At 71.3% G+C, this 21,971-nt stretch carries 15 protein-coding genes; 10 read left to right on the forward strand and 5 right to left on the reverse strand.

Annotation, left to right across the window (positions count from 1 at the left end; translation table 11 throughout):
* Window positions 1-24 precede the first annotated feature (24 nt).
* Complete coding sequence (gene edd, locus I6J71_RS33130) at window positions 25-1,950, forward strand: phosphogluconate dehydratase (RefSeq protein WP_204090441.1); 1,926 nt, start codon at window positions 25-27, stop codon at window positions 1,948-1,950.
* Entirely contained in the window at window positions 1,947-2,573 is a 627-nt protein-coding gene (gene eda, locus I6J71_RS33135) for a bifunctional 4-hydroxy-2-oxoglutarate aldolase/2-dehydro-3-deoxy-phosphogluconate aldolase (RefSeq protein WP_204090442.1), read from the forward strand. Before edd ends, eda begins: the two co-directional genes overlap by 4 nt.
* An 80-nt stretch (window positions 2,574-2,653) precedes the next feature.
* On the opposite strand, the gene I6J71_RS33140 is transcribed toward eda, so the two are convergent.
* The 4 genes from I6J71_RS33140 to I6J71_RS33155 all read right to left on the reverse strand — a co-directional run bounded on the left by I6J71_RS33140 (window position 2,654) and on the right by I6J71_RS33155 (window position 7,104).
* On the reverse strand, window positions 2,654-3,199 hold the full coding sequence (locus I6J71_RS33140; protein WP_204090443.1) for a regulatory protein RecX: 546 nt from the start codon (window positions 3,197-3,199) through the stop codon (window positions 2,654-2,656).
* A gap of 484 nt (window positions 3,200-3,683) precedes the next feature.
* Window positions 3,684-4,733 carry a recombinase RecA gene (recA, locus tag I6J71_RS33145; RefSeq protein WP_204090444.1) on the reverse strand — a complete coding sequence of 350 codons (1,050 nt, stop codon included), beginning with the start codon at window positions 4,731-4,733 and terminating at the stop codon, window positions 3,684-3,686.
* 257 nt (window positions 4,734-4,990) lie between these two features.
* The gene (locus I6J71_RS33150; RefSeq protein WP_204090445.1) at window positions 4,991-5,185 is read right to left on the reverse strand and encodes a DUF3046 domain-containing protein; all 195 of its coding nucleotides are present in this window, start codon (window positions 5,183-5,185) and stop codon (window positions 4,991-4,993) included.
* 71 nt (window positions 5,186-5,256) lie between these two features.
* The gene (locus I6J71_RS33155) at window positions 5,257-7,104 is read right to left on the reverse strand and encodes an Hsp70 family protein (protein ID WP_204090446.1); all 1,848 of its coding nucleotides are present in this window, start codon (window positions 7,102-7,104) and stop codon (window positions 5,257-5,259) included.
* Window positions 7,105-7,312: 208 nt separating this feature from the next.
* On the opposite strand from I6J71_RS33155, the gene I6J71_RS33160 reads away from it, so the two are divergent.
* The 3 genes from I6J71_RS33160 (at window position 7,313) to def (ending at window position 14,351) form a co-directional block, all read left to right on the forward strand.
* Complete coding sequence (locus I6J71_RS33160; RefSeq protein WP_239154064.1) at window positions 7,313-8,596, forward strand: MFS transporter; 1,284 nt, start codon at window positions 7,313-7,315, stop codon at window positions 8,594-8,596.
* A gap of 48 nt (window positions 8,597-8,644) precedes the next feature.
* On the forward strand, window positions 8,645-13,384 hold the full coding sequence (locus tag I6J71_RS33165) for an ATP-dependent helicase (protein ID WP_204097361.1): 4,740 nt from the start codon (window positions 8,645-8,647) through the stop codon (window positions 13,382-13,384).
* Between the two features lie 466 nt (window positions 13,385-13,850).
* Window positions 13,851-14,351, forward strand: coding sequence for a peptide deformylase (def, locus tag I6J71_RS33170; protein WP_204090447.1), 501 nt, complete (start codon window positions 13,851-13,853; stop codon window positions 14,349-14,351).
* A 27-nt stretch (window positions 14,352-14,378) separates the two neighbouring features.
* Here def and I6J71_RS33175 read toward each other — a convergent pair whose 3' ends face one another.
* Window positions 14,379-14,678 carry a hypothetical protein gene (locus tag I6J71_RS33175; protein WP_204090448.1) on the reverse strand — a complete coding sequence of 100 codons (300 nt, stop codon included), beginning with the start codon at window positions 14,676-14,678 and terminating at the stop codon, window positions 14,379-14,381.
* Window positions 14,679-14,894: 216 nt separating this feature from the next.
* Between I6J71_RS33175 and I6J71_RS33180 the strand changes: the two genes are divergently transcribed.
* The 5 genes from I6J71_RS33180 (at window position 14,895) to I6J71_RS33200 (ending at window position 21,849) form a co-directional block, all read left to right on the forward strand.
* Window positions 14,895-15,098 carry a hypothetical protein gene (locus I6J71_RS33180; RefSeq protein WP_204090449.1) on the forward strand — a complete coding sequence of 68 codons (204 nt, stop codon included), beginning with the start codon at window positions 14,895-14,897 and terminating at the stop codon, window positions 15,096-15,098.
* Window positions 15,099-15,523: 425 nt separating this feature from the next.
* On the forward strand, window positions 15,524-15,874 hold the full coding sequence (locus tag I6J71_RS51295) for a helix-turn-helix domain-containing protein (RefSeq protein WP_370542239.1): 351 nt from the start codon (window positions 15,524-15,526) through the stop codon (window positions 15,872-15,874).
* Between the two features lie 890 nt (window positions 15,875-16,764).
* Window positions 16,765-17,718: an ABC transporter ATP-binding protein gene (locus I6J71_RS33190; RefSeq protein ID WP_204090451.1), complete on the forward strand. Its 954-nt coding sequence runs from the start codon at window positions 16,765-16,767 to the stop codon at window positions 17,716-17,718.
* Complete coding sequence (locus tag I6J71_RS33195; RefSeq protein ID WP_204090452.1) at window positions 17,715-19,067, forward strand: ABC transporter permease; 1,353 nt, start codon at window positions 17,715-17,717, stop codon at window positions 19,065-19,067. The genes I6J71_RS33190 and I6J71_RS33195 overlap by 4 nt, the downstream gene beginning before the upstream one ends.
* A 25-nt stretch (window positions 19,068-19,092) precedes the next feature.
* Window positions 19,093-21,849: an alkaline phosphatase family protein gene (locus I6J71_RS33200; RefSeq protein WP_204090453.1), complete on the forward strand. Its 2,757-nt coding sequence runs from the start codon at window positions 19,093-19,095 to the stop codon at window positions 21,847-21,849.
* Window positions 21,850-21,971: the final 122 nt, after the last annotated feature.

The raw sequence follows: 21,971 nt of genomic DNA on the forward strand, positions 1-21,971 counted from the left end.
CACCCAGTGAGCCGGGAGCCGGACATGAGCAGCAAACCCGACGGAACGGTGCATCCCGTCGTCGCGGAAGTGACCGAGCGCGTCGTGGCGCGGAGTGCCCAGACGCGGGCAGCGCACCTCGCCCGGAGCGCCGCCGCGTACGAGGAGGGGCCCGTGCGGCGGGGCCTCGCGTGCAGCAACCTCGCGCACGGCTTCGCCGCCATGGACGGCGTCGACAAAGCGGCGCTGCGGGAACTGCGGGCGCCGGGCGTGGCGCTCGTGTCGTCGTACAACGATCTGCTGTCGGCGCACCAGCCGCTGCGGGAGTACCCGGAGTGGCTGAAGAAATCGGTGCGCGCCGCGGGCGGCGTGGCTCAGTTCGCGGGCGGGGTGCCGGCGATGTGCGACGGCGTCACGCAGGGCCGCGCGGGCATGGAACTGTCGCTGTTCAGCCGTGAGGTGATCGCGATGGCGACGGCGATCGCGCTGTCGCACGACTTGTTCGACGCCGCACTGCTGCTGGGCGTGTGCGACAAGATCGTGCCAGGCCTGCTGATCGGCGCGCTGTCGTTCGGGCACCTGCCGGCGATCCTCGTGCCGGCCGGACCGATGAATTCGGGCTTGCCCAACAAGGAAAAGGCCCGGGTGCGGCAGCTGTACGCCGAGGGCCGCGCGACGCGCGAGGACCTGCTCGACGCCGAGGCCGCGTCGTACCACTCGGCCGGCACGTGCACCTTCTACGGCACGGCGAACTCGAACCAGATGGTCGTCGAGGTGATGGGCCTGCACCTGCCGGGCGCGAGCTTCGTGCCGCCGAACACCCCGCTGCGCCGGGCGCTCACCGAGGAGGCCGGCCGACGCGTGGTCGAACTGTCGCGCGGTGCGTCGTACACGCCGATTTCCCTGGTGCTGGACGAAAAAGCGTTCGTGAACGGCATCGTCGCGCTGCTCGCGACCGGGGGTTCGACCAACCACACCATGCACCTCGTCGCGGTCGCCGCGGCGGCGGGCATCCAGTTGTCGTGGGACGACTTCTCGGAGCTGTCGGCGGTCGTGCCTTTGCTGGCGCGCGTGTACCCGAACGGGAGCGCGGACATCAACCACTTCCACGCCGCGGGCGGCATCCAGTTCCTGGTGGGCACGCTGCTCGACGCGGGACTGCTGCACGAGGACGTGCACACGGTCGCCGGGTTCGGGCTGCGCCGCTACACGCAGGAGCCGATCCTGTCCGACGGCGAGCTCGTGTGGCGGGACGTGCCGGCCCGCAGCCTCGACGAGGACGTGCTACGCCCGGCGTGGCGGCCGTTCGCGCCGGACGGCGGGCTGCGCGTGGTCGAGGGCAACCTCGGCCGGGCCGTGACGAAGGTGTCGGCGGTGGCGCCGGAGCACCGCGTTGTGGCGGCGCCGGCGCGGGTGTTCACGTCGCAGGAGGCGTTCAAGGTCGCGTTCGAGGCGGGTGAGCTGGACCGCGACGTCGTGGTCGTGCTGCGGCAACAGGGGCCGCAGGCCAACGGGATGCCGGAGCTGCACGGCCTGACACCCGCGCTCGGGGTGCTGATGGACCGCGGATTCCGGGTCGCGCTGCTGACCGACGGCCGCATGTCGGGCGCGTCGGGCAAGATCCCGGCCGCGATCCAGCTGACGCCGGAAGCCGCGGTGGGCGGGCCGATCGCGCGTCTCGCGGACGGCGACGTCGTGCGCTTCGACGGGCGCACCGGCACGGTCGACGTGCTCGTCGACCCCGAGGAGTTCGCGCGCCGCGACCTGGTGGCCGCGCCGCCGTCGGCCGTCGAGGGCACCGGCCGGGAGCTGTTCGACGTGCTGCGCCGGGCGGTCGGTCCCGCCGACCAGGGCGCGAGCGTTTTCGGTGCACTGACCGCGGAGCTGGACCTGCTCCGGAGCGTGCCCGCGGGGCGGGGCACACTCGGACTGCCGTTGCACACCTTGGAAACCCAGGAGGTCGGTCAGTGACCACGGGCCCGGATCTGCTCGCTCTGTCTCCCGTCATGCCCGTCGTCGTGATCGACGACGTCGACGACGCGGTACCCACCGCGCGCGCGTTGCTCGCCGGCGGGATCGGCGTGATCGAGCTGACGCTGCGCACGCCGGTCGCGCCGGCCGCGATCGAGCGGGTGGCCGTGGAGGTGCCGGAGATCGTTGTCGGGGCGGGCACGGTGACGTCGCCGGCGCAGGCCGCGCAGGCCGCGGACGCCGGCGCGAAGTTCCTCGTGACGCCTGGCAGCACCGACGCCGTGCTCGACGCCGCTTTCGCGACGGCCCTGCCGTTCCTGCCGGGTGCCGCGACGGTGTCGGAAGCCATGCGGCTCGCCGAGCGGGGGCTGACGGCGCTGAAGTTCTTCCCCGCGGAGGCCAGTGGTGGTGTGGCGTTCCTGAAGTCACTGTCGGGTCCGCTGCCGGACTTGCGCTTCTGCCCGACCGGCGGGATCACCGCGGACTCAGCGCCGACGTACCTGGCCCTGCCGAACGTCGGCTGCATCGGGGGCTCGTGGCTGACGCCCGCGAAGCTGCTGGCGGCCAAAGACTTCGGCGCGGTGGAGAAGCTGGCCGCAGACGCCGCCACGTTGCGCGGCTGAGCGGGAGGCCCTGTCGTTCCCCGCGTGGGGGTGGGGAACGGCGGGGCGTTCTCCTCGGCTGGTGTCAGTCGAGGGTGGCGTCAGTCGATGGTGGCGTCGTCGAGGAGGGTCGAGGTGGCGCCGTACTCGCGGAGCTCGTCGCGGATGACGGTGTAGGCCAGGCCCTGCGGGTAGCCCTTGCGGGCGAGGAACCCGAGAAGCCGGCGGATGGCCGTCTGTTCGTCGACGTTGCCCAGCGAGCCGAGACGCTTGCGGACGAGCTCGCGGGCTCGCTCTTCTTCGCTCTCGCGGTCGACTTCTCCGGCGGCCTGCACCGCGATCTCCTCGTCGACGCCCTTGCGGCGCAATTCGGCGACGAGCGCCGTGCGGGAGAGTCCTTTGGCGGAGTGCCGGGCTTTCACCCACATCTCGGCGAACTCGGCGTCGTTCACGAGGCCCGCGCGGTCGAGCTTGCCGAGCAGGGTTTCGATGGTGTCGCTGTCGAAACCCTTGCGGCGCAGCGTCTGCCGCAGCTCTTCAACGGTGCGGGCCCGGATGGCCAGGAGATCGAAGCAGATCTCCTTGGCCTTCTTGGCCCGCTCCTCCGGCGGCAACTCCGCCGGCTCGACCTTCGGCGCCCTCGCCACTACGCCCGCCCTCCTTGACACACTTACTTCACCCGCCCGCACCCGGCCATTCCGCCGGTGCGCAGGCCGCCCTGTTCACCCCGGTCGGCCGCACTTCACCAACGCCACCGGTGACTCCCCCAGCCATCCCACCCCGGCGAGCCCACCTCACGAACGCAACCCAGCCGGGGTCCAGGGGCTCGCCCCTTTTTCGGGGGTGGGGTTTCCGAGCCGGCAAGACACCAAGGGAGGGCTCTGGCGACACCCAACCCGCCCGGCATCATCCGCGACCACACCGGGCCGGCACGCCTCACAACGCCGTCGGCAACTCCGTCACCCCGGCCCAGCGTTCTCACCCCGGCGAGTCCACCAACCAACGCAACCCCGCCGGGGGTCCAGGGGCTTGCCCCCGGGCGGGGGTGGGGGGGTCGACCCCCACAAGACACCGGAGGAGAGATCCGGCGAGCGCGACCCGCAAACACGCCGCACCCACTCTCTCCACCGCTCAGAAGTCGACGGGGGCCGGCACCGCTTCGACGGCCTCGGCGTCGACCTGGGCGCCGATGCCGAGCTTTTCCTTGATGCGCTTCTCGATCTCGTTGGCGATGTCCGGGTTGTCGCGCAGGAACTTGCGGGCGTTCTCCTTGCCCTGGCCGAGCTGGTCGCCTTCGTAGGTGTACCAAGCGCCGGACTTGCGCAGGATGCCCTGGTCGACGCCCATGTCGATGAGCGAGCCCTCGCGGGAGACGCCCTGGCCGTAGAGGATGTCGAACTCGGCCTGTTTGAAGGGCGGCGCGACCTTGTTCTTCACGACCTTGACACGGGTGCGGTTGCCGACCGGCTCGCCGCCGTCCTTGAGGGTCTCGATGCGGCGCACGTCGAGGCGCACGGAGGCGTAGAACTTCAGCGCCTTACCACCGGTCGTGGTCTCCGGGGAGCCGAACATCACGCCGATCTTCTCGCGCAGCTGGTTGATGAAGATCGCGGTGGTGCCGGAGTTGTTCATCGCACCGGTCATCTTCCGCAGCGCCTGGCTCATCAGGCGGGCCTGGAGACCGACGTGGTTGTCACCCATCTCGCCCTCGATCTCGGCGCGCGGCACGAGCGCGGCGACGGAGTCGATGACCAGGATGTCGAGCGCGCCGGAGCGGATCAGCATGTCCGCGATCTCCAGCGCCTGCTCACCGGTGTCCGGTTGGGAGACCAGCAGGGCGTCGGTGTCCACGCCGAGCTTCTTGGCGTACTCCGGGTCGAGCGCGTGCTCCGCGTCGATGAAGGCCGCGATGCCGCCCGCCTTCTGCGCGTTGGCCACCGCGTGGAGCGCGACGGTGGTCTTACCGGAGGACTCCGGGCCGTAGACCTCGATGACCCGGCCCCGCGGCAGGCCGCCGATGCCGAGCGCGACGTCGAGCGCGATCGCCCCGGTCGGGATCACGGCGATGGGCGCGCGGCCTTCTTCACCGAGACGCATCACCGAGCCCTTGCCGTACTGCTTGTCGATCTGCGCAAGGGCGAGCTCGAGCGCCTTGTCCTTGTCGGGTGCTGCTGGTGCCATGGAGTCCACCTCGCTGGTTGGAGCCTGTGGGGCTTGTTCGGTTTTCAGATCAAGCTCTGTCCGGTCCGACGCTACGGGGAGGGACCGACAATTCCCGGCGCGGCGACCGATCTGTGGATCGCCTGCCCCCGATGTGCACAACACTGTAGACGAACAGGTGTTCGAGGGTGGTAGCGACACGCCAGTCCGCTATAATTTTCGCCCTTCCGAGCGGCTGCACGTCGTCACGGACCGCGATCAGCGCAGGTCAGCGCAGGTCAGCGCCGCTCCGGCGGGACCTCGAAGGCTTCACACACCTCGCGCCAGATCTGCTTGGCCGGGATCCCCGCGGCGAGCGCCTGTTCGACGGTCCGCCCGCCGAGCCCGCTGAGCACGTGGTCGTGGGCCAGGACCTCGGCCCGCCCGGCGCCGAACTCCTCCGCCATGAGCCGCCGGAAAACCGTGATACGCATCGATCGAATGCTAGCCCGCACGCGCGCCGGCGGTACGAACGGCCCGTTCGCACCGCGGCAGCGGATGAGTTCTACTCCCCCGGCTGAACGCTCTGCTCGAAGTAGTCCGCGAGCGTCCCCGGCGTCGGCGCCGCGCCCTGGTCGCCGGAGTAGACCTGGTAGATGAACCCGGCCATCGGCCGGTCGCTCACGGTGAACACGAGCACCGCCGCGTTGCGCCCGGCCGCCGACGCGTAGTGGCCGGCCAGTGCGTTGCCCGTCCAGTCGGCCTCGACGCGGTCGCCGCCGACGGCGGCGAGCAGCCCGTCGGTGTACTGCTCGAGGAGGGCGGCCGACGTGCCCTGCACGTACGTGACCTGCGATCCCGCGCGGCCCGGCGCCGAGCAGGTCGACGTGGTGCCCAGGCTCTGCGCCGGCGTCGCCGGGCCGTTGCCCATGCCCGGCCGGCAGCCGCCCGTGTCCGCGATCTTCCCCGCGAGCTGGCGCAGGCACCCGGTGAGACCCTGCGCGTCGGCCGGTCCGGGCGTGCGGCACTGGTCCGCGGAGTAGGTCTGCGCCGACGAGGACGACGTCAGGAACACCGTGAACCCCGCCGCGAGGAGCACGACGACGGCCGCCGCGACGCCGATCCACAGCTTCGCGCGGCTCTTCTTCGCCGGGGCCGGAGCGGCGGCGGCAGACAGCGAGTACGTCGGGAAGTTCGACGGCGCCGGGCCCGCCGGGAACGAGGGCGGCGGCGCGAAACCACCGCGCTGCTGCGGGTGCGGCGGCGGATAGCCACCCGGCGGCGCGTACGCCGGCGCCCCCGCCGCGACCTGGCCTTCGACGTTCTGCGTCCGCATCGACAGCCCGTCGCGCGCCACGTGCTGCGCCCCCAGCGCCACGGCCGTCTCCGGCTGGTCGAGGCTCGCGGGCACCACGCCGAGCTTCTCCGCGATCATCGAGCCGACCAGCGGCAGCCGGCTCGACCCGCCGACGAGGTAGATGCCGGCGAGCCGGTCGGGCGTGAGCCCCGCCGCGCGCAGCGTGCGCGCGAGCAGTTCGACGCTGCGCAGCATCGCCGGGCGCACCAGGCCTTCGAGCTCGCCGCGCGTGACGAGCACGTCCTTGAACGGCTCGGGCATCGGCACCTCGGTCTGCGGGTGCCGCGACAGGGCTTCCTTGGCTGCCTTGAGGTCTTCCTGCAGCGCGCGCCGCGTGCGTCGGTCCGCAGTGGACTCCGGACGCAGGAGCCGTTGCCAGCGCTGGGGATCCGAGTGCGACACCTCGCGGCCGACGTGCACCATCAGCGCTTGGTCGACGTCGAGGCCGCCGAGGTCCGGCAGGCCGTCTTCGGCGAGCACGACGTAGCCGTTCTGCGTCGCGCCGACCACGGCGACGTCGAACGTGCCGGCGCCGAGGTCGTACACCGCGAGCGCGTGCCCCGGCGCCAGTGCCTTGCCCGGGTACGACGCGAAGTGCGCGGCGGCCGCGACGGGTTCGGGCACCAGCACCACGTTCGCGCCGATGCCCGCGAGCCGGGCCGCGGACAGCAGGACGTTGCGGCGCACCGGGCCCCACTGCGCGGGGTGGCTGAGGCGGACCTCGTCGGGCTGCTCCCCGCCGAGCTGGCGCGTGGTCTCGTCGAGCACGCGGCGCAGGATCGCGGCCAGCGTCTCGTTCACGGGCACGACGTCGGTGCCCAGCAGTAGCGTCTGCTCATCGATGCGGCGCTTGGGGTTGGGTTCGAAGCGCGTGGGGTCCAAGCGCGCGCGGCGTTCGGCGTCGCGGCCCACCATGATCGTGCCGTCCTCGCCGGCGTAGACCGCCGAGGGCATGGTGGCCGACCCGTCCACCTCGACGACCCGCGGTGGCCGGCCGTGTGCCGAGAGCACGGCGACCGTGTTGGAGGTCCCCAGGTCCACCGACAGGATCCGCACTTCCACTCCCCTGTGTTGTCTGCCCCGGCTTCGCCGGGGCGTGCGAGATCGCCTTCAAGCGGCTTGCGGATTGTACGGTCGGAACGGCCTGGGGGCCGATCGCACCGCACGATCCGCAAGCCGGCGCGATCTCGCTGGTGGGCTTGACGCCACGTGGTGACGCAAAGCACCATGGCTGCCACTTTGCGCGACCCGAGGGGGTGAAACCGTGCGCGATCTGCCCCGCAAGCGCTGGGTCTACGTGATCCCGGTGGCCGCGGTCATGTACATGCTGGCCTACCTCGACCGTACGAACGTCGCGGTGATCCTGCCGTTCATCGGCCACGACCTGCCGCTTTCGGCGAGCGCCCAGGGCCTGGCGAGCGGGATCTTCTTCGTGGGCTACCTCGTGCTGCAGATCCCCGCCGCCGTGCTGGCGGTGAGGTGGAGCGCGCGCAAGACGGTGCTGGTCCTGATGATCGCGTGGTCGCTCGCCGCGGTGCTGTGCGGCCTGGTGCGCAGCGAGGCCCAGCTGTACGTGGCGCGGTTGCTGCTCGGGTTGTTCGAGGGCGGCGTGTGGCCCGCGGTGCTGATCCTGCTCGCGTCGTGGTTCCCGCAGGCCGAGCGGGCACGGGCGAACGCGCTGTGGATGAGCTGCCTACCGGTCTCGGCGATCATCATGTCGCCCCTGTCGGGGCTGATGCTCGACCACATGTCGTGGCGCTGGGTGTTCGTGCTGCAGGGCGTGCCACCGCTCGTGTGGGCCGTCGTGTGGTGGTTCACGGTGGCCGACCGACCGGCGAAGGCGCGCTGGATCACGACCGCCGAACGCACGTACCTCGAGGAAACGCTCGCCGCGGAAGAAGCCGCGAAGCCCGCGTACGCGCGGCAGGGTTACTGGCAGGCGCTGAAGAACCCGTCGGTCCTCTTGCTGATCGGCGTGTACTTCTTCTGGATCACCGGCTTCTACGGCTTCTCGCTGTGGCTGCCGACCGTGGTGAAGGAGATGACGAAAGGCTCGGCGACATCGGTCGGGCTGCTGTCGGCGATCCCGTACGTGTTCGCGCTGGTCGCGATGATCGCGTGCGCGCAGTGGTCGGACCGCACGGGACGACGGCGGACGGCGGTGACCGCACCGCTGCTCGTGGCCATCTCGGGGCTGCTGCTGGGCAACCTCGTCCACTGGCCGGTGGCGGTGCGGTTCGTGCTGCTGTGCCTGGTCGCGGCGGCGGTGTACATGCCGTACGGGCCGTTCTGGGCGATCCCGGGCAAGCTGCTGGGGATCGAGGTGGTCGCGGTCGCGATGGGCGTGATCAACGCGCTGGGCAACCTCGGCGGGTTCGCCGGCCCGTACCTGGTGGGCTGGCTGACGGACGCGACCGGCACCGCGACGACGGGGTTCGTGGTGCTGGCGGTGTTCCTGGCCCTGGCCGCGGCGCTGGCGCACTTCGGGCTCGGGAAGTCGGCCGACGCCGTACCTGACCTGGCGCGGGCCGCCGACCGTTCGCTGTGAGCGGACCGGCGGCGGCCGCGCCGGAAACTGTCGGGGGTGCCGCGCATCATGGAGGACGTGGCAGCTGAAGTCCTGGACCTGTTCTCCCCCGCGACCCGCACGTGGTTCGAGGGGGCCTTCGCCGCGCCCACAGCGGCTCAGGAGGGGGCCTGGCGGGCCGCACACGGCGGGGAACACGCCCTGGTCGTCGCGCCCACCGGCTCCGGCAAGACGCTTTCGGCGTTCCTGTGGGCGCTCGACCGGCTCTCGGTGGAGCCGCCGCCGGCGGAGCCGCGCAAGCGCTGCCGGATCCTGTACGTCTCGCCGCTGAAGGCGCTGGCGGTCGACGTGCAGCGCAACCTGCGCGCTCCGCTCGCGGGGATCTCGCAGGCGGCGCGGCGGCTGGGCCTGCCGGTGCCCGCGATCGAGGTCGGCATGCGCACGGGCGACACCACGGCGGCCGAGCGCCGCTCGTTCGGCAAGACGCCGCCCGACGTGCTGGTGACCACGCCGGAGTCGCTCTTCCTCATCCTCACGTCGTCGGCGCGGGAGTCGCTGGCGGGTGTCGAGACCGTGATCGTCGACGAGGTCCACGCCGTGGCTGGCGGCAAGCGCGGCGCGCACCTGGCGGTGTCGCTGGAGCGGCTCGACGCGCTGCTGCCGAAGCCCGCGCAGCGGATCGGGCTCTCGGCCACGGTGCGCCCGATCGACGAAGTGGGTTCGTTCCTCGCCGGCGGCCGGCCGGTCACGGTGGTGCAGCCGAAGCTCGCGAAGACGATCCAGGTCCGCGTCGAGGTCCCCGTGGAGGACATGGCGAACCTCGACGGGCCGGCGCCGTCGCCGATGGAGCGGCTGGAGAACCTGACGTCGCTGTCGCAGTTGCCTTCCGAAGGCGGCATCGGCACGCAGGAGGAGATCGCTGGCGCCGAGGTGAAGCGCGCATCGATCTGGCCCGCGGTCGAGGAGCGGGTGCTGGAGCTGATCCAGGCGCACCGCTCGACCATCGTCTTCGCCAACTCGCGGCGGCTGACCGAACGGCTCACCGTGCGGCTCAACGAACTGGTGGCGGAGCAGACGCAGCTCGTGGCCGGGGACACGTTCCCGGCCGAGGCGATCGGTCAGTCGGGCCTCACCACGGGCGCGGCGCCGGTGATCGCGCGGGCGCACCACGGTTCGATGTCGCGCGAGCAGCGCACCCACGTGGAAGAAGAGCTGAAGTCGGGACGGCTGCCGTGCGTGGTGGCGACGTCGTCGCTGGAGCTGGGCATCGACATGGGCGCCGTCGACCTCGTGGTGCAGATCGAGGCGCCGCCGACGGTCGCGTCGGGCCTGCAGCGCGTGGGGCGCGCCGGGCACCAGGTCGGGGCGATCTCGTCGGGCGTGATGTTCCCGAAGTTCCGCGGCGACCTCGTGTCGTGCGCGGTGGTCGCTGAGCGCATGGCGGCTGGCGCGATCGAAGCCGTGCGGTACCCGCGCAACCCGCTCGACGTGCTCGCGCAGCACGTCGTCGCGATGGTGGCTCTGGAACCGTGGACGGTCCCGGAGATCGCGGCGCTGGTGAGGCGAGCGGCGCCGTTCACCGCGCTGCCCGACGACGCGCTCCACGCGGTGCTCGACATGCTGGCCGGGCGGTATCCGAGTGAGGAGTTCGGCGAGCTGCGCGCGCGGATCACGTGGGACCGCGTCACGGGCGAGCTGCGCGGCCGGCCGGGGTCGCAGCGGCTGGCGGTCACGTCGGGCGGCACGATCCCCGACCGCGGGCTGTTCACGGTGATGACGCCGGGTGCCGACGACAAACCCGGGTCGCGCGTCGGCGAGTTCGACGAGGAGATGGTGTACGAATCGCGCGTCGGCGACACCATCCTGCTGGGCACGTCGTCGTGGCGGATCACGGACATCACCCACGACCGCGTAATCGTGGTGCCCGCGCCGGGCGAGCCGGCGCGGATGCCGTTCTGGAAGGGCGACGCGGCGGGCCGTCCGCTGGAATTGGGGCGGGCGCTGGGCGCGTTCGTCCGCGAACTGTCCACTTCGGACACCACGGCGGCGCGGGACCGGGCCGCAGCGGCCGGGCTGGACCAGCGCGCGTGCGACAACCTGCTCGCGTACCTGGAGGAGCAGAAGTCGGCGACGCGCCACGTGCCGAACGACCGCACGATCCTGCTCGAGCGCTACCGCGACGAGCTGGGCGACTGGCGGATCGTGGTGCACTCGCCGTTCGGGGCCCAGGTCAACGCGCCGTGGGCGCTGGCGATCGCCGCGCGGCTGCGCGAGAACCGGGGGGTCGACGCGCAGGTGGCGCACTCCGACGACGGCATCGTGCTGCGATTGCCCGACGCGCTCGACGCCGAGGGCGGTGAGGTCACCATCGGCGCCGATGACGTGCTGCTGGACCCGGAGGAGGTCGAGCAGCTGATCGTCGCGGAGGTCGGCGGGTCGGCGGTGTTCGCCGCGCGGTTCCGCGAGTGCGCGGCGCGGTCGCTGCTGCTGCCGCGGCGGGATCCGCGGCGCCGCACTCCGTTGTGGCAGCAGCGGCAGCGGGCGTCGCAGCTGTTGTCGGTGGCGGCGAAGTACGAGCGGTTCCCCGTGGTGCTGGAGGCGATGCGGGAGGTCCTGCAGGACGTCTACGACGTGGGCGGGCTGCGGGAGCTGATGACCGACGTTCGGGCGCGCAAGGTGCGGCTCGTGGAGGTGGAGACGCCGGCGGCGTCGCCGTTCGCGCGGAGCCTGTTGTTCGGGTACGTCGGGATGTTCTTGTACGAGACCGACGCGCCGCTGGCCGAGCGGCGGGCGGCGGCGTTGTCGCTGGACTCGGCGCTGCTGGCCGAACTGCTGGGCACGGAGGCGATCCGGGAGCTGCTGGATCCCGAGGCCGTGCGCGAGGTCGAGCGGTCGTTGCAGCGGCTGGACCCCGACCGGCACGCACGGTCGGCGGAGGACGCGGCCGACCTGTTGCGATTCCTCGGCGATCTGTCCACTGTGGAGGCCGCCGAACGGGGGATCGAGCCGGAGTGGCTGGCGGAGCTGGAAGCCGCGCGGCGGGCGATCCGGGTGCGGATCGCCGGCGAGGAGCGGTTCCTGGCGATCGAGGACGCCGGGCGCGTGCGGGACGCGCTGGGCGTGGCGCTGCCGGTGGGGGTGCCGGAGGCGTTCACCGAGCCGGTGGAGGACCCGCTGGGTGACCTGCTGGGGCGGTACGCGCGGGTCCGGGGGCCGTTCCCGGCTTCCGAGGTCGCGACGCGCTTCGGGCTGGGTCCGGCCGTGGTCACGGGAGTGCTCGACCGGCTGACCGGACAGGGCCGGCTGGTGCGCGGCGAGCTGAGTCCCGTCGGACACCCGGACACGCACGGCGTCGGTGTGGAGTACTGCGACGCGGCGATGCTGCGGCGGCTACGGCGGGCGTCGCTCGCGAAGCTGCGCGCGGAAGTAGAGCCGGTGGAGCCCGCTGCGCTCGGCCGGTTCCTGCCGGCGTGGCACGGGATCGGCGCGCGCGTGCGCTCGGCGCCGACGGCCGATGACGTGCTGTCGGTGGTGGAGCAGCTGGCGGGCGCGCCGTTGCCGGCGAGTGCCGTCGAGTCGCTGATCCTGCCGAGCCGGCTGCCGGGCTATTCGCCGGCGCTGCTCGACGAACTGACCACGGCCGGCGAGGTCACGTGGGCGGGCTGCGGCGCCCTGTCCGGCGGCGACGGGTGGCTGGCGCTGGCGCCTGCCGATGTCGCGGACCTGCTGCTGCCGGAGGTCGAGGAAAACCCGCCGTCGGGTCCGGTGCACGAGGCGATCGTGTCCGCTTTGGAGGGTGGGGCGCTGTTCTTCCGCCAGCTGGTGGACCGGGTCACGCCACAGCTGGAGAAAGCGCCGAACGACGGTGACGTCGTGGGAGCGCTGTGGGATCTGGTGTGGGCCGGGCTCGTCACGGGCGACACGCTGGCGCCACTGCGGGCCCAGGTCGCGGGCCACGGCGCGCACAAACCGCGGCGGCAGGCCCCGCGCGGCCGGTACGCGCGGCTGCGGGCCGGGCGGCCGGCGATGCCGTCGCGCACAGGCCCGCCGACGGTCGCGGGCCGTTGGGGCCTGACCCCGGCGCGCGAGACCGACCCGACGCGGCGGGCGCACGCGCGGACGGAAGCGTTCCTGGAGCGCCACGGCGTGCTCACCCGCGGGGCGCTCGACACCGAACGCGTGACGGGCGGGTTCTCCGGGATCTACAAGGTGTTGCGCGGCATGGAGGACTCGGGCCAGGTCGTGCGAGGCTACGTCGTGGAAGGCCTCGGCGCGGCCCAGTTCGCGGCGAAGGGCGCGGTCGACCGCCTGCGCGCGTTGTCGGGGCCGGCACCGGGCAGCGAAGGCTGGGACAGCCCGGTCCCCGGCGCGGCCGGTGGCTCGAGCTCTTACGGGCCGGGCGGCGGTTCAGGACGGGGCGGCTCGGCCCGGTCGAACGCGCGGCGGGCCGTGGTCCTCGCGGCCGCGGATCCGGCCCAGCCGTACGGCGCGGCGTTGCCCTGGCCGGCGGCCACGGGCGACACGAAGCACCGGCCCGCCCGGAAGGCGGGCGCTTTGGCGGTGCTCGTCGACGGGCTCCCGACCCTGTACGTCGAACGCGGCGGCCGTTCGCTGCTGAGCTTCACCGAGGACCGCGCCCCGCTGCAGGCCGCCGCTGACGCCCTCTCGACCGCCGTCCGCGAAGGCTGGCTCGGCCAGCTCGCCGTCCAGAAAGCCGACGGCGAACAAGCCCTCACCTCCGAACTCGCCGACGTCCTCCGCGAAGCCGGCTTCCGCGCGACTCCCAAGGGTTTGCGCCTCCGCGCCTGACCCCACGACCTGCGGGCGGCGCTCGCGCCGCAGACGTGCCCACGTGCGGCGGCAGCGCTCGCCTCGATGCCGAGCGGCCGCACGCGTGTCCCCGCTCGGCACGCTCGACGCGAAGTCGGCCTCCGCGGCGCCCCCGGCGTGACCGCGACTGCCCGGCCCCGCCGCACGCCGCAGGCGATGCGGGCGGCCCTCGGCCGCAGACAGGTCCGCTCACCGCGGCCGCCGCGCCGGCGCCGGCGCCGGAACGACCTTCGGCTCCTCGAGTGAGTCGTGCCGCAGCACTCCCGCAAACCTGGCCCCGCACATCCCAAAGCCCACGAACCCCGCAGGGAAGCGACTGTCAGCTCAACCGCCGCAGACCGCACGCGGCGCCGGACAGGGTGTACGCGCGAGCAGGGCGCGGGGGGCGCTTGCGGGTGGTCACTAGACTCCGTCGGGACACTCGGCGGGAAAAGGACGTTCGATCATGGCGATGCGCGCGCTGCGCTACTTCGGGGACCCGGTGCTCAAGACGGTCTGCGATCCCGTGACGACCTTCGACAAGAAGGTCGAAGCGCTGGTCAAGGACCTGCTCGACTCGGTGAAACCCGACGGGCGCGCGGGGTTGGCGGCGCCCCAGATCGGGGTGAGCCTGCGGGTGTTCAGTTACGACGTCGGGGGTCTCACAGGTTATGTGATCAACCCGGAGATCGTCTCGTTGTCCGAGGAGACGCACGAGATCGACGAAGGCTGCCTGTCCGTGCCGGAGCTGTGGTTCCCGACCGTGCGGGCGAAGCACGCCGTGGTGCGGGGAGTGGACCTGCGCAACGAGCCGATCGAGGTGGAGGGCGTCGACGTGCTGGCGCAGGCGCTGCAGCACGAGACGGACCACCTCGACGGCACGCTGTACCTCGACCGCCTCACGCCCGAGCGCAAGAAGCAGGCCCTCAAGCAGGCACGCGGCAAGGACTGGTTCTGGAACCGGTGAGCTGAGCGGGAGCGGCGGCCGCCGGCTTCAGTGCTCGACCGCCGTCTGCGAGAGGGCGGCGAGCGTCGCATCGTCGGCGAAGGAGCCGTCCCAGACGGCGGTGGCGCGGGTGATCAGGCCGCGAGCGTCGAGTTCGAGCGCGGTGACACCGTCGGGCACCGGGCCGCCCGAGGCCCACTCGTAGCCGCCGCCGAGGGCGCCGCCCAGGGTGTGGCAGCCGGCGGAGCCGGGGCGCGCGTACGGAAGCAGGTCGCGCGCCGACGAGAGGAACCGCGTGATCGCCGCCGGGCCGACGAGGTACAGCTGCGCCGGCACGTCCTCGAACACGGCGTCCTCGGCGAAGAACTGGGCACCGATGCACCGTTCGCCAAAGCGCCGGCAAGCCCGTCGACCGCGCGCCGCATCACGGGCGCTGCCGACTCGCCGACGGTCTCCTCGCGGGAGTCCGCGGGGTACGTCTCCCGCTTGCCGGGCACGCAGTCGATGCCGATGTGCCGGCCGTCCCGGTAGTCGACCCAGCGCGAGATCTTGCCATCGTGCAGGTTGACCACTCCGGTGGCGCGGATCTCGCCCGGTGCGAACAAACCCTGCGTGTGGGAGAAGAAGACGATGGCGCTGCGGTCGTCGCCGACGATCCGCGTGGCGTCGGACTTCCCGTCGCCGGGCCACTTCGGCATGTTCTTCGCGAAGAGGTCGTGCAGCGCCTGCCACGACGGCCAGATCTCCCCCGTCACGGCATCGAGGTAGTTCATCCGCGCCCGGTTGATCGGCGCCATCGTCGCCTCGGGCTGTTTGCCCGTCTTCGCCAGGAAGTACGCGATCAGCACCCGGGAAACCCCCGGCGTCGCGTGCGACGTGTCGATCACTGTGCCGAGTCCCGGCACTTGCGGCACCCGGTGCCGTACCCGCGCGACGCGGCCGAAGCCGGGCCCGCCGGCAGCACCGGCACCGCCGCGGCCGCCGCACCCGTCATCGCGGCACTGTTCAGCAACGCCCGGCGGCCCACTTCAGCTCGTCGAGGAAGTCACGGGAAGCCCGAGTGGACGCCGGGGCAGACTTCCGGCCCGCCGAGGCGGCTCACCCGGCCACGGACAGGCCCGGACCCGCCGTATAGGCCGGAATGTGCAACCTGGGAACCCGAAGACGACCGTCAGGGCATCCAGTCGGTCGAGATCGCGATGACGGTCGTGCGCGCCCTCGAGCGCGGATCGGGTCCGATGAGCCTCAAGCAGGTCGCCGAAGCGAGCGGCATGGCGCCGAGCAAGGTGCACCGCTACCTCGTCGCCGAATTTCGGTCGCTACGACCTCGGCCCCGCGCTGCGCCGGCTCGGCATGGAAGCGCTGCGGCGCATGGACGAGGTCGAGGTCGTCTCCGAGCACTGGCCGGGACTGCGCGACCGGACCGGTCACTCCGTGAACCTCTCGGCGCGGGGAGACCACGGGCCGGTCATCGTCGGCTGGCACTACGGGGCCCACGTGCTGCCGCTCACAGTCCGGGTCGGTGCGATCCCGGCCGCTGCTGACGACGTCCGTGGGCCGCGTTTTCCTCGCCCCACCTCCCGGAAACCATCACCGCACCCGTCCTGCGCGGCGACTTCGGACCCGGCACGCTCTCCGAAGAACCTTCGCCGGCCCAGCTCACCCGCATCGTTCGCGACGTCCGCCGCGCCGGCGCCGCGGTGCCCACCGACGCGATGATCCCCGGTGTCACCACGATCGCCGCTCCCGTGTTCTCCGCGGCGACACCGCTGCCGTTGGCCGTCGCTCGCGCTGACCGCGCGCCACGCCGGTCCGGACGAGATCGCGAACGCCACCGGGAACTGCTGCGCACCACCAACCTCGGCGTCCGAGGAACTCGGCGGCCGCAGCCCCGTCGCCGGCTGAGCCGCGGCCTTCCAGGCGGCCACTTCCGTACCGTATCCACGCAACGTGAACTTCATCCATCTAAGTGGGCAACTTGCAGGCCCTCGCACCCATGACGCCGCCGGTTGTTCGACCGGAATCCGGGCGTCAGAATCACGCTCACCCAACTCGGTCGAGAGAATTCCTTACTCCGTTTGGCAGATCGATCACTGAAGCAAATGGGGCAACGTCGAACGCCCTATTCAGCAAACGGAACAACCGCCAATACTTCTCCGTCAAGACGCCCGGAAATTTCACTCCACCGCCTAGCAGGCCGCGACCGGCTCGCGATCAGCCGCGACAACACCCGCGCCTTGGCTCGGTTCTGAAAGCCGCCAAGGTAAGCAGATGGTTAACCTATGGCAAGATCACGGTTTAAACCGGACAATCCACCGGGCGGACGATTTCCAGCCCATCCGCGTTCCCCGCGCGTTCACCCACATCGTGTTGGCGATTAATTTGCCGTCCCTAAGTTCCTGACGCACGTTTCACGACGAAAGCAAAGGGACCCATGGACACACCTCTGGCAGTCCGGGCTCGGGGAATCACGAAATGTTTCGGCGACGTCGTCGCGCTCGACGAAATCGATCTCGACGTCGCCCAGGGGCAGATCCACGGAGTGGTCGGGCCGAACGGCGCGGGCAAGACCACGCTGCTGGGCCTCTTGCTGGGCCTCGCCGTCGCGGACGAAGGCCGCCTGGAGATCCTGGACTCGCCCGTCGGGCGTGCTCTGGAGGCTCCCGGAGGAGTCGCCGGATTCGTCGACGGCCCCGGCCTGTACCCCTCGCTCACGGCCCGCAAGAACCTCGCCGCGCTCGCCGCCCTCCGCGGCGGTGACGCCGGCGCCGCTGACATCGATGACGCACTCGGCCAGGTCGGGCTCACCGACGTGGCCGACGATCGCGTCCGCGGCTTCTCCCTCGGCATGCGCCAGCGCCTGGGGCTCGCCGCCGCCCTGCTCACCCGGCCGCGGCTGCTCGTGCTCGACGAGCCGGCGAACGGCCTCGACCCGGCAGGAAAGAAGCACGTGCACGGGGTCCTCACGCGGCTGGCCGCCGACGGCGCCACGGTCGTGCTCTCCAGCCACCGCATGGACGACCTCGAAGCGCTGTGCTCCGAAGTCACGATCCTCGCGACTGGCCGCATCGTGTTCACCGGTCCGCTCGGCAAGCTCTCGGCCGAGAACCAGGAGCTCGACTACCGGCTGATCACCTCCGACGAAGAGGCCGCCCGCCGGCTCGCGGGGGACACCTCCGGCGTCCAGCTCATCGACGAAGCCGGTGTGTTCACGCGGAAGGACGCGGGTGTGCTCGTCGCGCGCGCGCTGGTGCCCGCCCTCGATGAGCTCGTGATGCGTCTCGTGCGCGAGGGCGTCGCCGTGCGCGAGCTCGCGCCCGTCGTCTCGCCGCTGGAAGCCGCGTTCCTCGCCCTCACCGAGCAGCCCGAGCAGGAGTCCGACCGATGACCGCGACCCTCGACACCCCCACCGGTCCCGCCGCGCCGGCGCCCGTGCGCCCGGCTTCGGTGGGGCGCGGTTATCGCTTCGAGCTGGTGAAGCTCGTGTCCCAGTGGCGCATCCGGCTGCTGGTGCTCGCGTGCTGGCTCGCGCCGGCGCTGTTCGTCGCGGCAGTGAGCCAGCAGAGCGACCTGCCCGTGGACACCGTGTTCGGCCGCTGGATGAACGCCACGGGCTGGGCCGGCCCACTGGTGATGCTCGGCTTCGCGGGCAGCTACGCGCTGCCGCTGCTGACTTCGGTGGTCGCCGGTGACGTGTTCGCGTCGGAGGACCGGCTGGGCACGTGGCGCCACCTGCTGGTCGCCGTCCGGTCGTACCGGCGGATCTTCGCCGCGAAGGCGCTGGCCAGCCTCACCGTGATCTTCGTGCTGGTGGCCGGGATGGCCGTGTCCAGCGCGGTCGGCGGTGTCGTCGGCGCCGGCAGCCGGCAGCTGGTCGGGCTCGACGGGCACCTCCTTTCGCCCGGCGCCGCGGCCGGCACGGTGCTGCTCGCCTGGGTGTGTGCGCTCGCCCCGACGCTGGCGCTGGCCGCGGTCGGCCTGCTCGGTTCCGTCGCGCTGGGCCGGTCGCCGATGGGTCTGCTGCTGCCGGCCGTCGTTGCGCTGGCCATGGCGGTCGCCCAGCTGCTGCCGCTGCCCGTCGCACTGCGGATGGCGCTGCCGACCTACGCGTTCATCTCGTGGGAAGGCCTGTTCACGAGCCCGGCCCAAACCGGTCCGGTGCTGATCAGCATCGTCGTGTGTCTGGTGTGGACGGTCGTTGCGACCGCACTGGCGTACTACCTGTTCGTGCGTCGCGACTTCACCAACCTCAGCTACGACGGCTCGGCCCGCCGCACGATCACCGTCGGCGCGCTCCCGCTCGTCGGGCTCATCGTGGTCGCGTTCGCGGTCCTCGCCGTCGCGACCCCCTCACTCGGATCCGGGATCACGCAGGACAAGGTGCAGCAGTCGCTCTCCGTCGCGTACGGCCACCTCTACCGCCTGCAGACCGACGAACTCCACCGCCCCGCCGTCACCGAAGAGCAGCTCGGTGTCACGTCCGCGTGCACGAAGGGCGGCGGCATGGTCGCCCAGGAAGGCCCGGGCAACGACTGGCGGTGCGTCGTCTCCTGGCACCTCCCCGGCGTCGCAGCGACTGGTCAGGCCATCTACCAGCTCGACGTCACCTCGGACGGGCGGTTCGTCGCCGACGGCGACGGACCGAAGGAAGTGAACGGCTACTTCCAGGTGCGGACCCCCGCGGGGGACCAACCCAACCCGATGTGGCAGTTCGACGGCAACGTCGAACTGCTGTGACCACCCACCCCGAAGGGAAAACTCAATGCAGGTAACACGCCGCCGCAGGCGTGTCGAGAGAGCCGCTACCGGGGCCTCCGGCGCGGGCAGATCCCGCAAGGTCCGCCTCGCCACCGCCGGTACCGCCACTCTCGCGCTCGTGGTGACCGGCACCGGCATCGGTACCGCTTCGACGCAGCAATTCGGCACTCAGCACGTCACGCAGCAGACGAAGGACGGGATGGTCGTCTCGAGCGACCAGTACCTGAACCCGATCGGTGACCGCCTGGTCGTCAACAACGGCAAGATCATGGCCTCGTCGATCAGCCCGGACGGCACGCACCTCGCCGCCCTGACCACTGACGGTGGCATCGCCCTGACGATTGTGGACCTCAAGAGCTACAAGGTCCAGCAGCTGATCGGCAACTCGGCGAGCGCGAACCTCAAGATCGCCGGCAACGACGTCGGCCAGGAAGGCCCGTCGTACTCCCCCGACGGCAAGTTCCTGTGGCTCGCCCAGACCGACGGTTACACCAAGTTCACGGTGAACGCCGACGGCACGCTCGCGAACCCCGTCTCCGTCAAGATCCCTGCCGACGGACCCAAGCACGCCCTGGTCGCCCAGGCCGTGTTCTCGCCCGACGGCACCGTCGTGTACGCCGCTGTGAACGGCCAGAACCGCGTCGTCGCCATCAACGCGTCGACCGGTGCCGTGCTGCAGAGCTGGAACACCGGCATCGCGCCGCGCGACCTGGTTCTGGTGGGCAACAAGCTGTACGCCAGCAACGAGGGCGGCCGGATGGCCAAGCCCGGCGAGACGACGATCAACTCCTACAACACCCCGGTGCCGGCCAACCCCGCCACCGGTGCCTCCACCACCGGCACGGTGAGCGTCATCGACACCGCGAACCCGGCCGCCGCGGTGAAGAGCATCGACGTGGGGCTGCACCCGACCGCGCTGTACACGAGCAAGGGCACGGTGTTCGTCGCGAACACCTCCAGCAACTCGGTGTCCGTGATCGACTCGGCCAATGACCAGGTCGTCCAGACCATCGCGACCCAGCCGTGGCCCGCGGCGTCGGTGGGGTACGAGCCCGACGGCATCACGCTCACCCAGGACGGGCACCTGCTGGTGACGCTGGGCCGCGCCAACGCGATCGCCGTCTACCGCTACGCCAGCCCGAAGGACCCGGCCAGCTACATCGGCCTGCTGCCGACGGACTACTTCCCGACCGCGATCGCCACGGTGGGTAAGGACATCGTCGTGTCCAACACCCGCGGCATCGACGCCCAGCGCCCGACCACGGCCGCCGGGCACGGCACGCACGACACGACCGCCAGCGTGCAGCGTTTCCAGCTGCCCGACGACCGGACGATCAAGTCGTACACGCCGAAGGTGTTCAGGCAGAACGGCTGGACCGAGAACTCCGTGCAGGTCGCGAACGACAACCGCAACAAGAAGCCGGTGCCGGTGCCGCAGCGCCTCGGTGACCCTTCGACGATCAAGCACGTCTTCCTGATCGTCAAGGAGAACCGGACCTACGACCAGGTCTACGGTGACATGCCGCAGGGCAACGGCGACGCGGCGCTGGCGCAGTTCGGCGAGAACGTGACGCCGAACCAGCACGCGCTGGCCCAGCAGTTCGGGCTGTACGACAACACGTACGACATCGGCACGAACTCCGCTGAAGGCCACAACTGGCTGATGCAGGCCGACGACCCGGAGTACACCGAATCCTCGGCCGGTGAGTACCTGCGCAGCTACGACACCGAGAACGACGTGCTCGGTCACCAGAAGTCCGGCTTCATCTGGACCGGCGCGCAGGCGGCCGGCCAGAGCGTCAAGGACTTCGGCGAGTTCCAGTCGATGGAGACCAAGCCCGCCGGCGGGACCTGGCAGAACTACTACTGCGACGCCAAGAACATGGCCGCGACCGGTGAGCCCAGCGCTTACCCGATCAAGACCGGTTCGGCGATCCCGTCGCTGAACGACGTGTCGGTGCCCGGCTTCCCGCTGTTCGACACCAGCGTGCCGGACGTCTACAAGGAACAGGTCTGGAAGCAGGACTTCGAGAAGAACGGTCCCGCGAACCTGAACATGTTCTGGCTGTCCAACGACCACACCGGTGGCCCGGCGAGCCCGGCCGCTCAGGTCGCGGACAACGACCTCGCCACGGGGCAGATCGTCGACGAGATCTCGCACAGCAAGTACTGGAAGGACTCGGCCATCTTCGTGGTCGAGGACGACTCGCAGGCCGGTCTGGACCACGTCGACGGCCACCGGGCGCCGATCCAGGTCATCAGCCCGTATGCGCAGCACGGTGTGGTCGACAACCGGTACTACTCGCAGATCATGATGATCCGCACGATCGAGCAGATCCTCGGGATCCAGCCGATGAACCAGAAGGACAGCGCGGCCACCCCGATGGCGACTGCCTTCACGAACAAGCCGGACTTCACGCCGTTCACCGCGGTGCCGAACCGGACGTCGCTGACGGCCGGTCTCGCAACGCAGCCGACGTGTGGTTCGGACGTCGTGGCTCCGCAGTTCGCGGCTGTTCAGCCGAGCACCGCGGTGCCGGCCAGCGAGCAGCAGGTCGCGTCCCAGTGGGCGGCGTGGCAGAAGAACCAGCACTTCACCGGTCCGGGCGCGATCCCGGACTCCGCCAACCCCGAGCAGATGGACCACTTCACGTGGTACCAGGTGCACGGGTGGAAGACCCCGTACCCCGGTGAGAACAAGATCTACTCGCCGGACCAGGTGCCGGGTGCCTACATCCCCTCGGCTGAGTCGGACGGCTGACGAGCAGTCGAGTGAACACGGGCCCCTGGCCGGCTTCGCGCCGGTCAGGGGCTTTTTCCGCGCGGACTCCGAAACCGTGGTGTTTCAGGTGCGCCCCGCAGCGGCGGGCGGTGGTAACGGTG

The organism is Amycolatopsis sp. FDAARGOS 1241, from assembly GCF_016889705.1.
Classification (GTDB): Bacteria; Actinomycetota; Actinomycetes; order Mycobacteriales; family Pseudonocardiaceae; genus Amycolatopsis.

What these genes read in the sequence shown, in the direction of transcription:
- edd (WP_204090441.1), top strand. Translation starts at nt 25, where the DNA reads ATGAGCAGCAAACCCGACGGAACGGTGCATCCCGTCGTCGCGGAAGTG.
- recA (WP_204090444.1), bottom strand. Translation starts at nt 4,733, where the DNA reads ATGGCACCAGCAGCACCCGACAAGGACAAGGCGCTCGAGCTCGCCCTT.
- I6J71_RS33150 (WP_204090445.1), bottom strand. Translation starts at nt 5,185, where the DNA reads ATGCGTATCACGGTTTTCCGGCGGCTCATGGCGGAGGAGTTCGGCGCC.
- I6J71_RS33165 (WP_204097361.1), top strand. Translation starts at nt 8,645, where the DNA reads ATGGAGGACGTGGCAGCTGAAGTCCTGGACCTGTTCTCCCCCGCGACC.
- def (WP_204090447.1), top strand. Translation starts at nt 13,851, where the DNA reads ATGGCGATGCGCGCGCTGCGCTACTTCGGGGACCCGGTGCTCAAGACG.
- I6J71_RS33190 (WP_204090451.1), top strand. Translation starts at nt 16,765, where the DNA reads ATGGACACACCTCTGGCAGTCCGGGCTCGGGGAATCACGAAATGTTTC.
- I6J71_RS33195 (WP_204090452.1), top strand. Translation starts at nt 17,715, where the DNA reads ATGACCGCGACCCTCGACACCCCCACCGGTCCCGCCGCGCCGGCGCCC.
- I6J71_RS33200 (WP_204090453.1), top strand. Translation starts at nt 19,093, where the DNA reads ATGCAGGTAACACGCCGCCGCAGGCGTGTCGAGAGAGCCGCTACCGGG.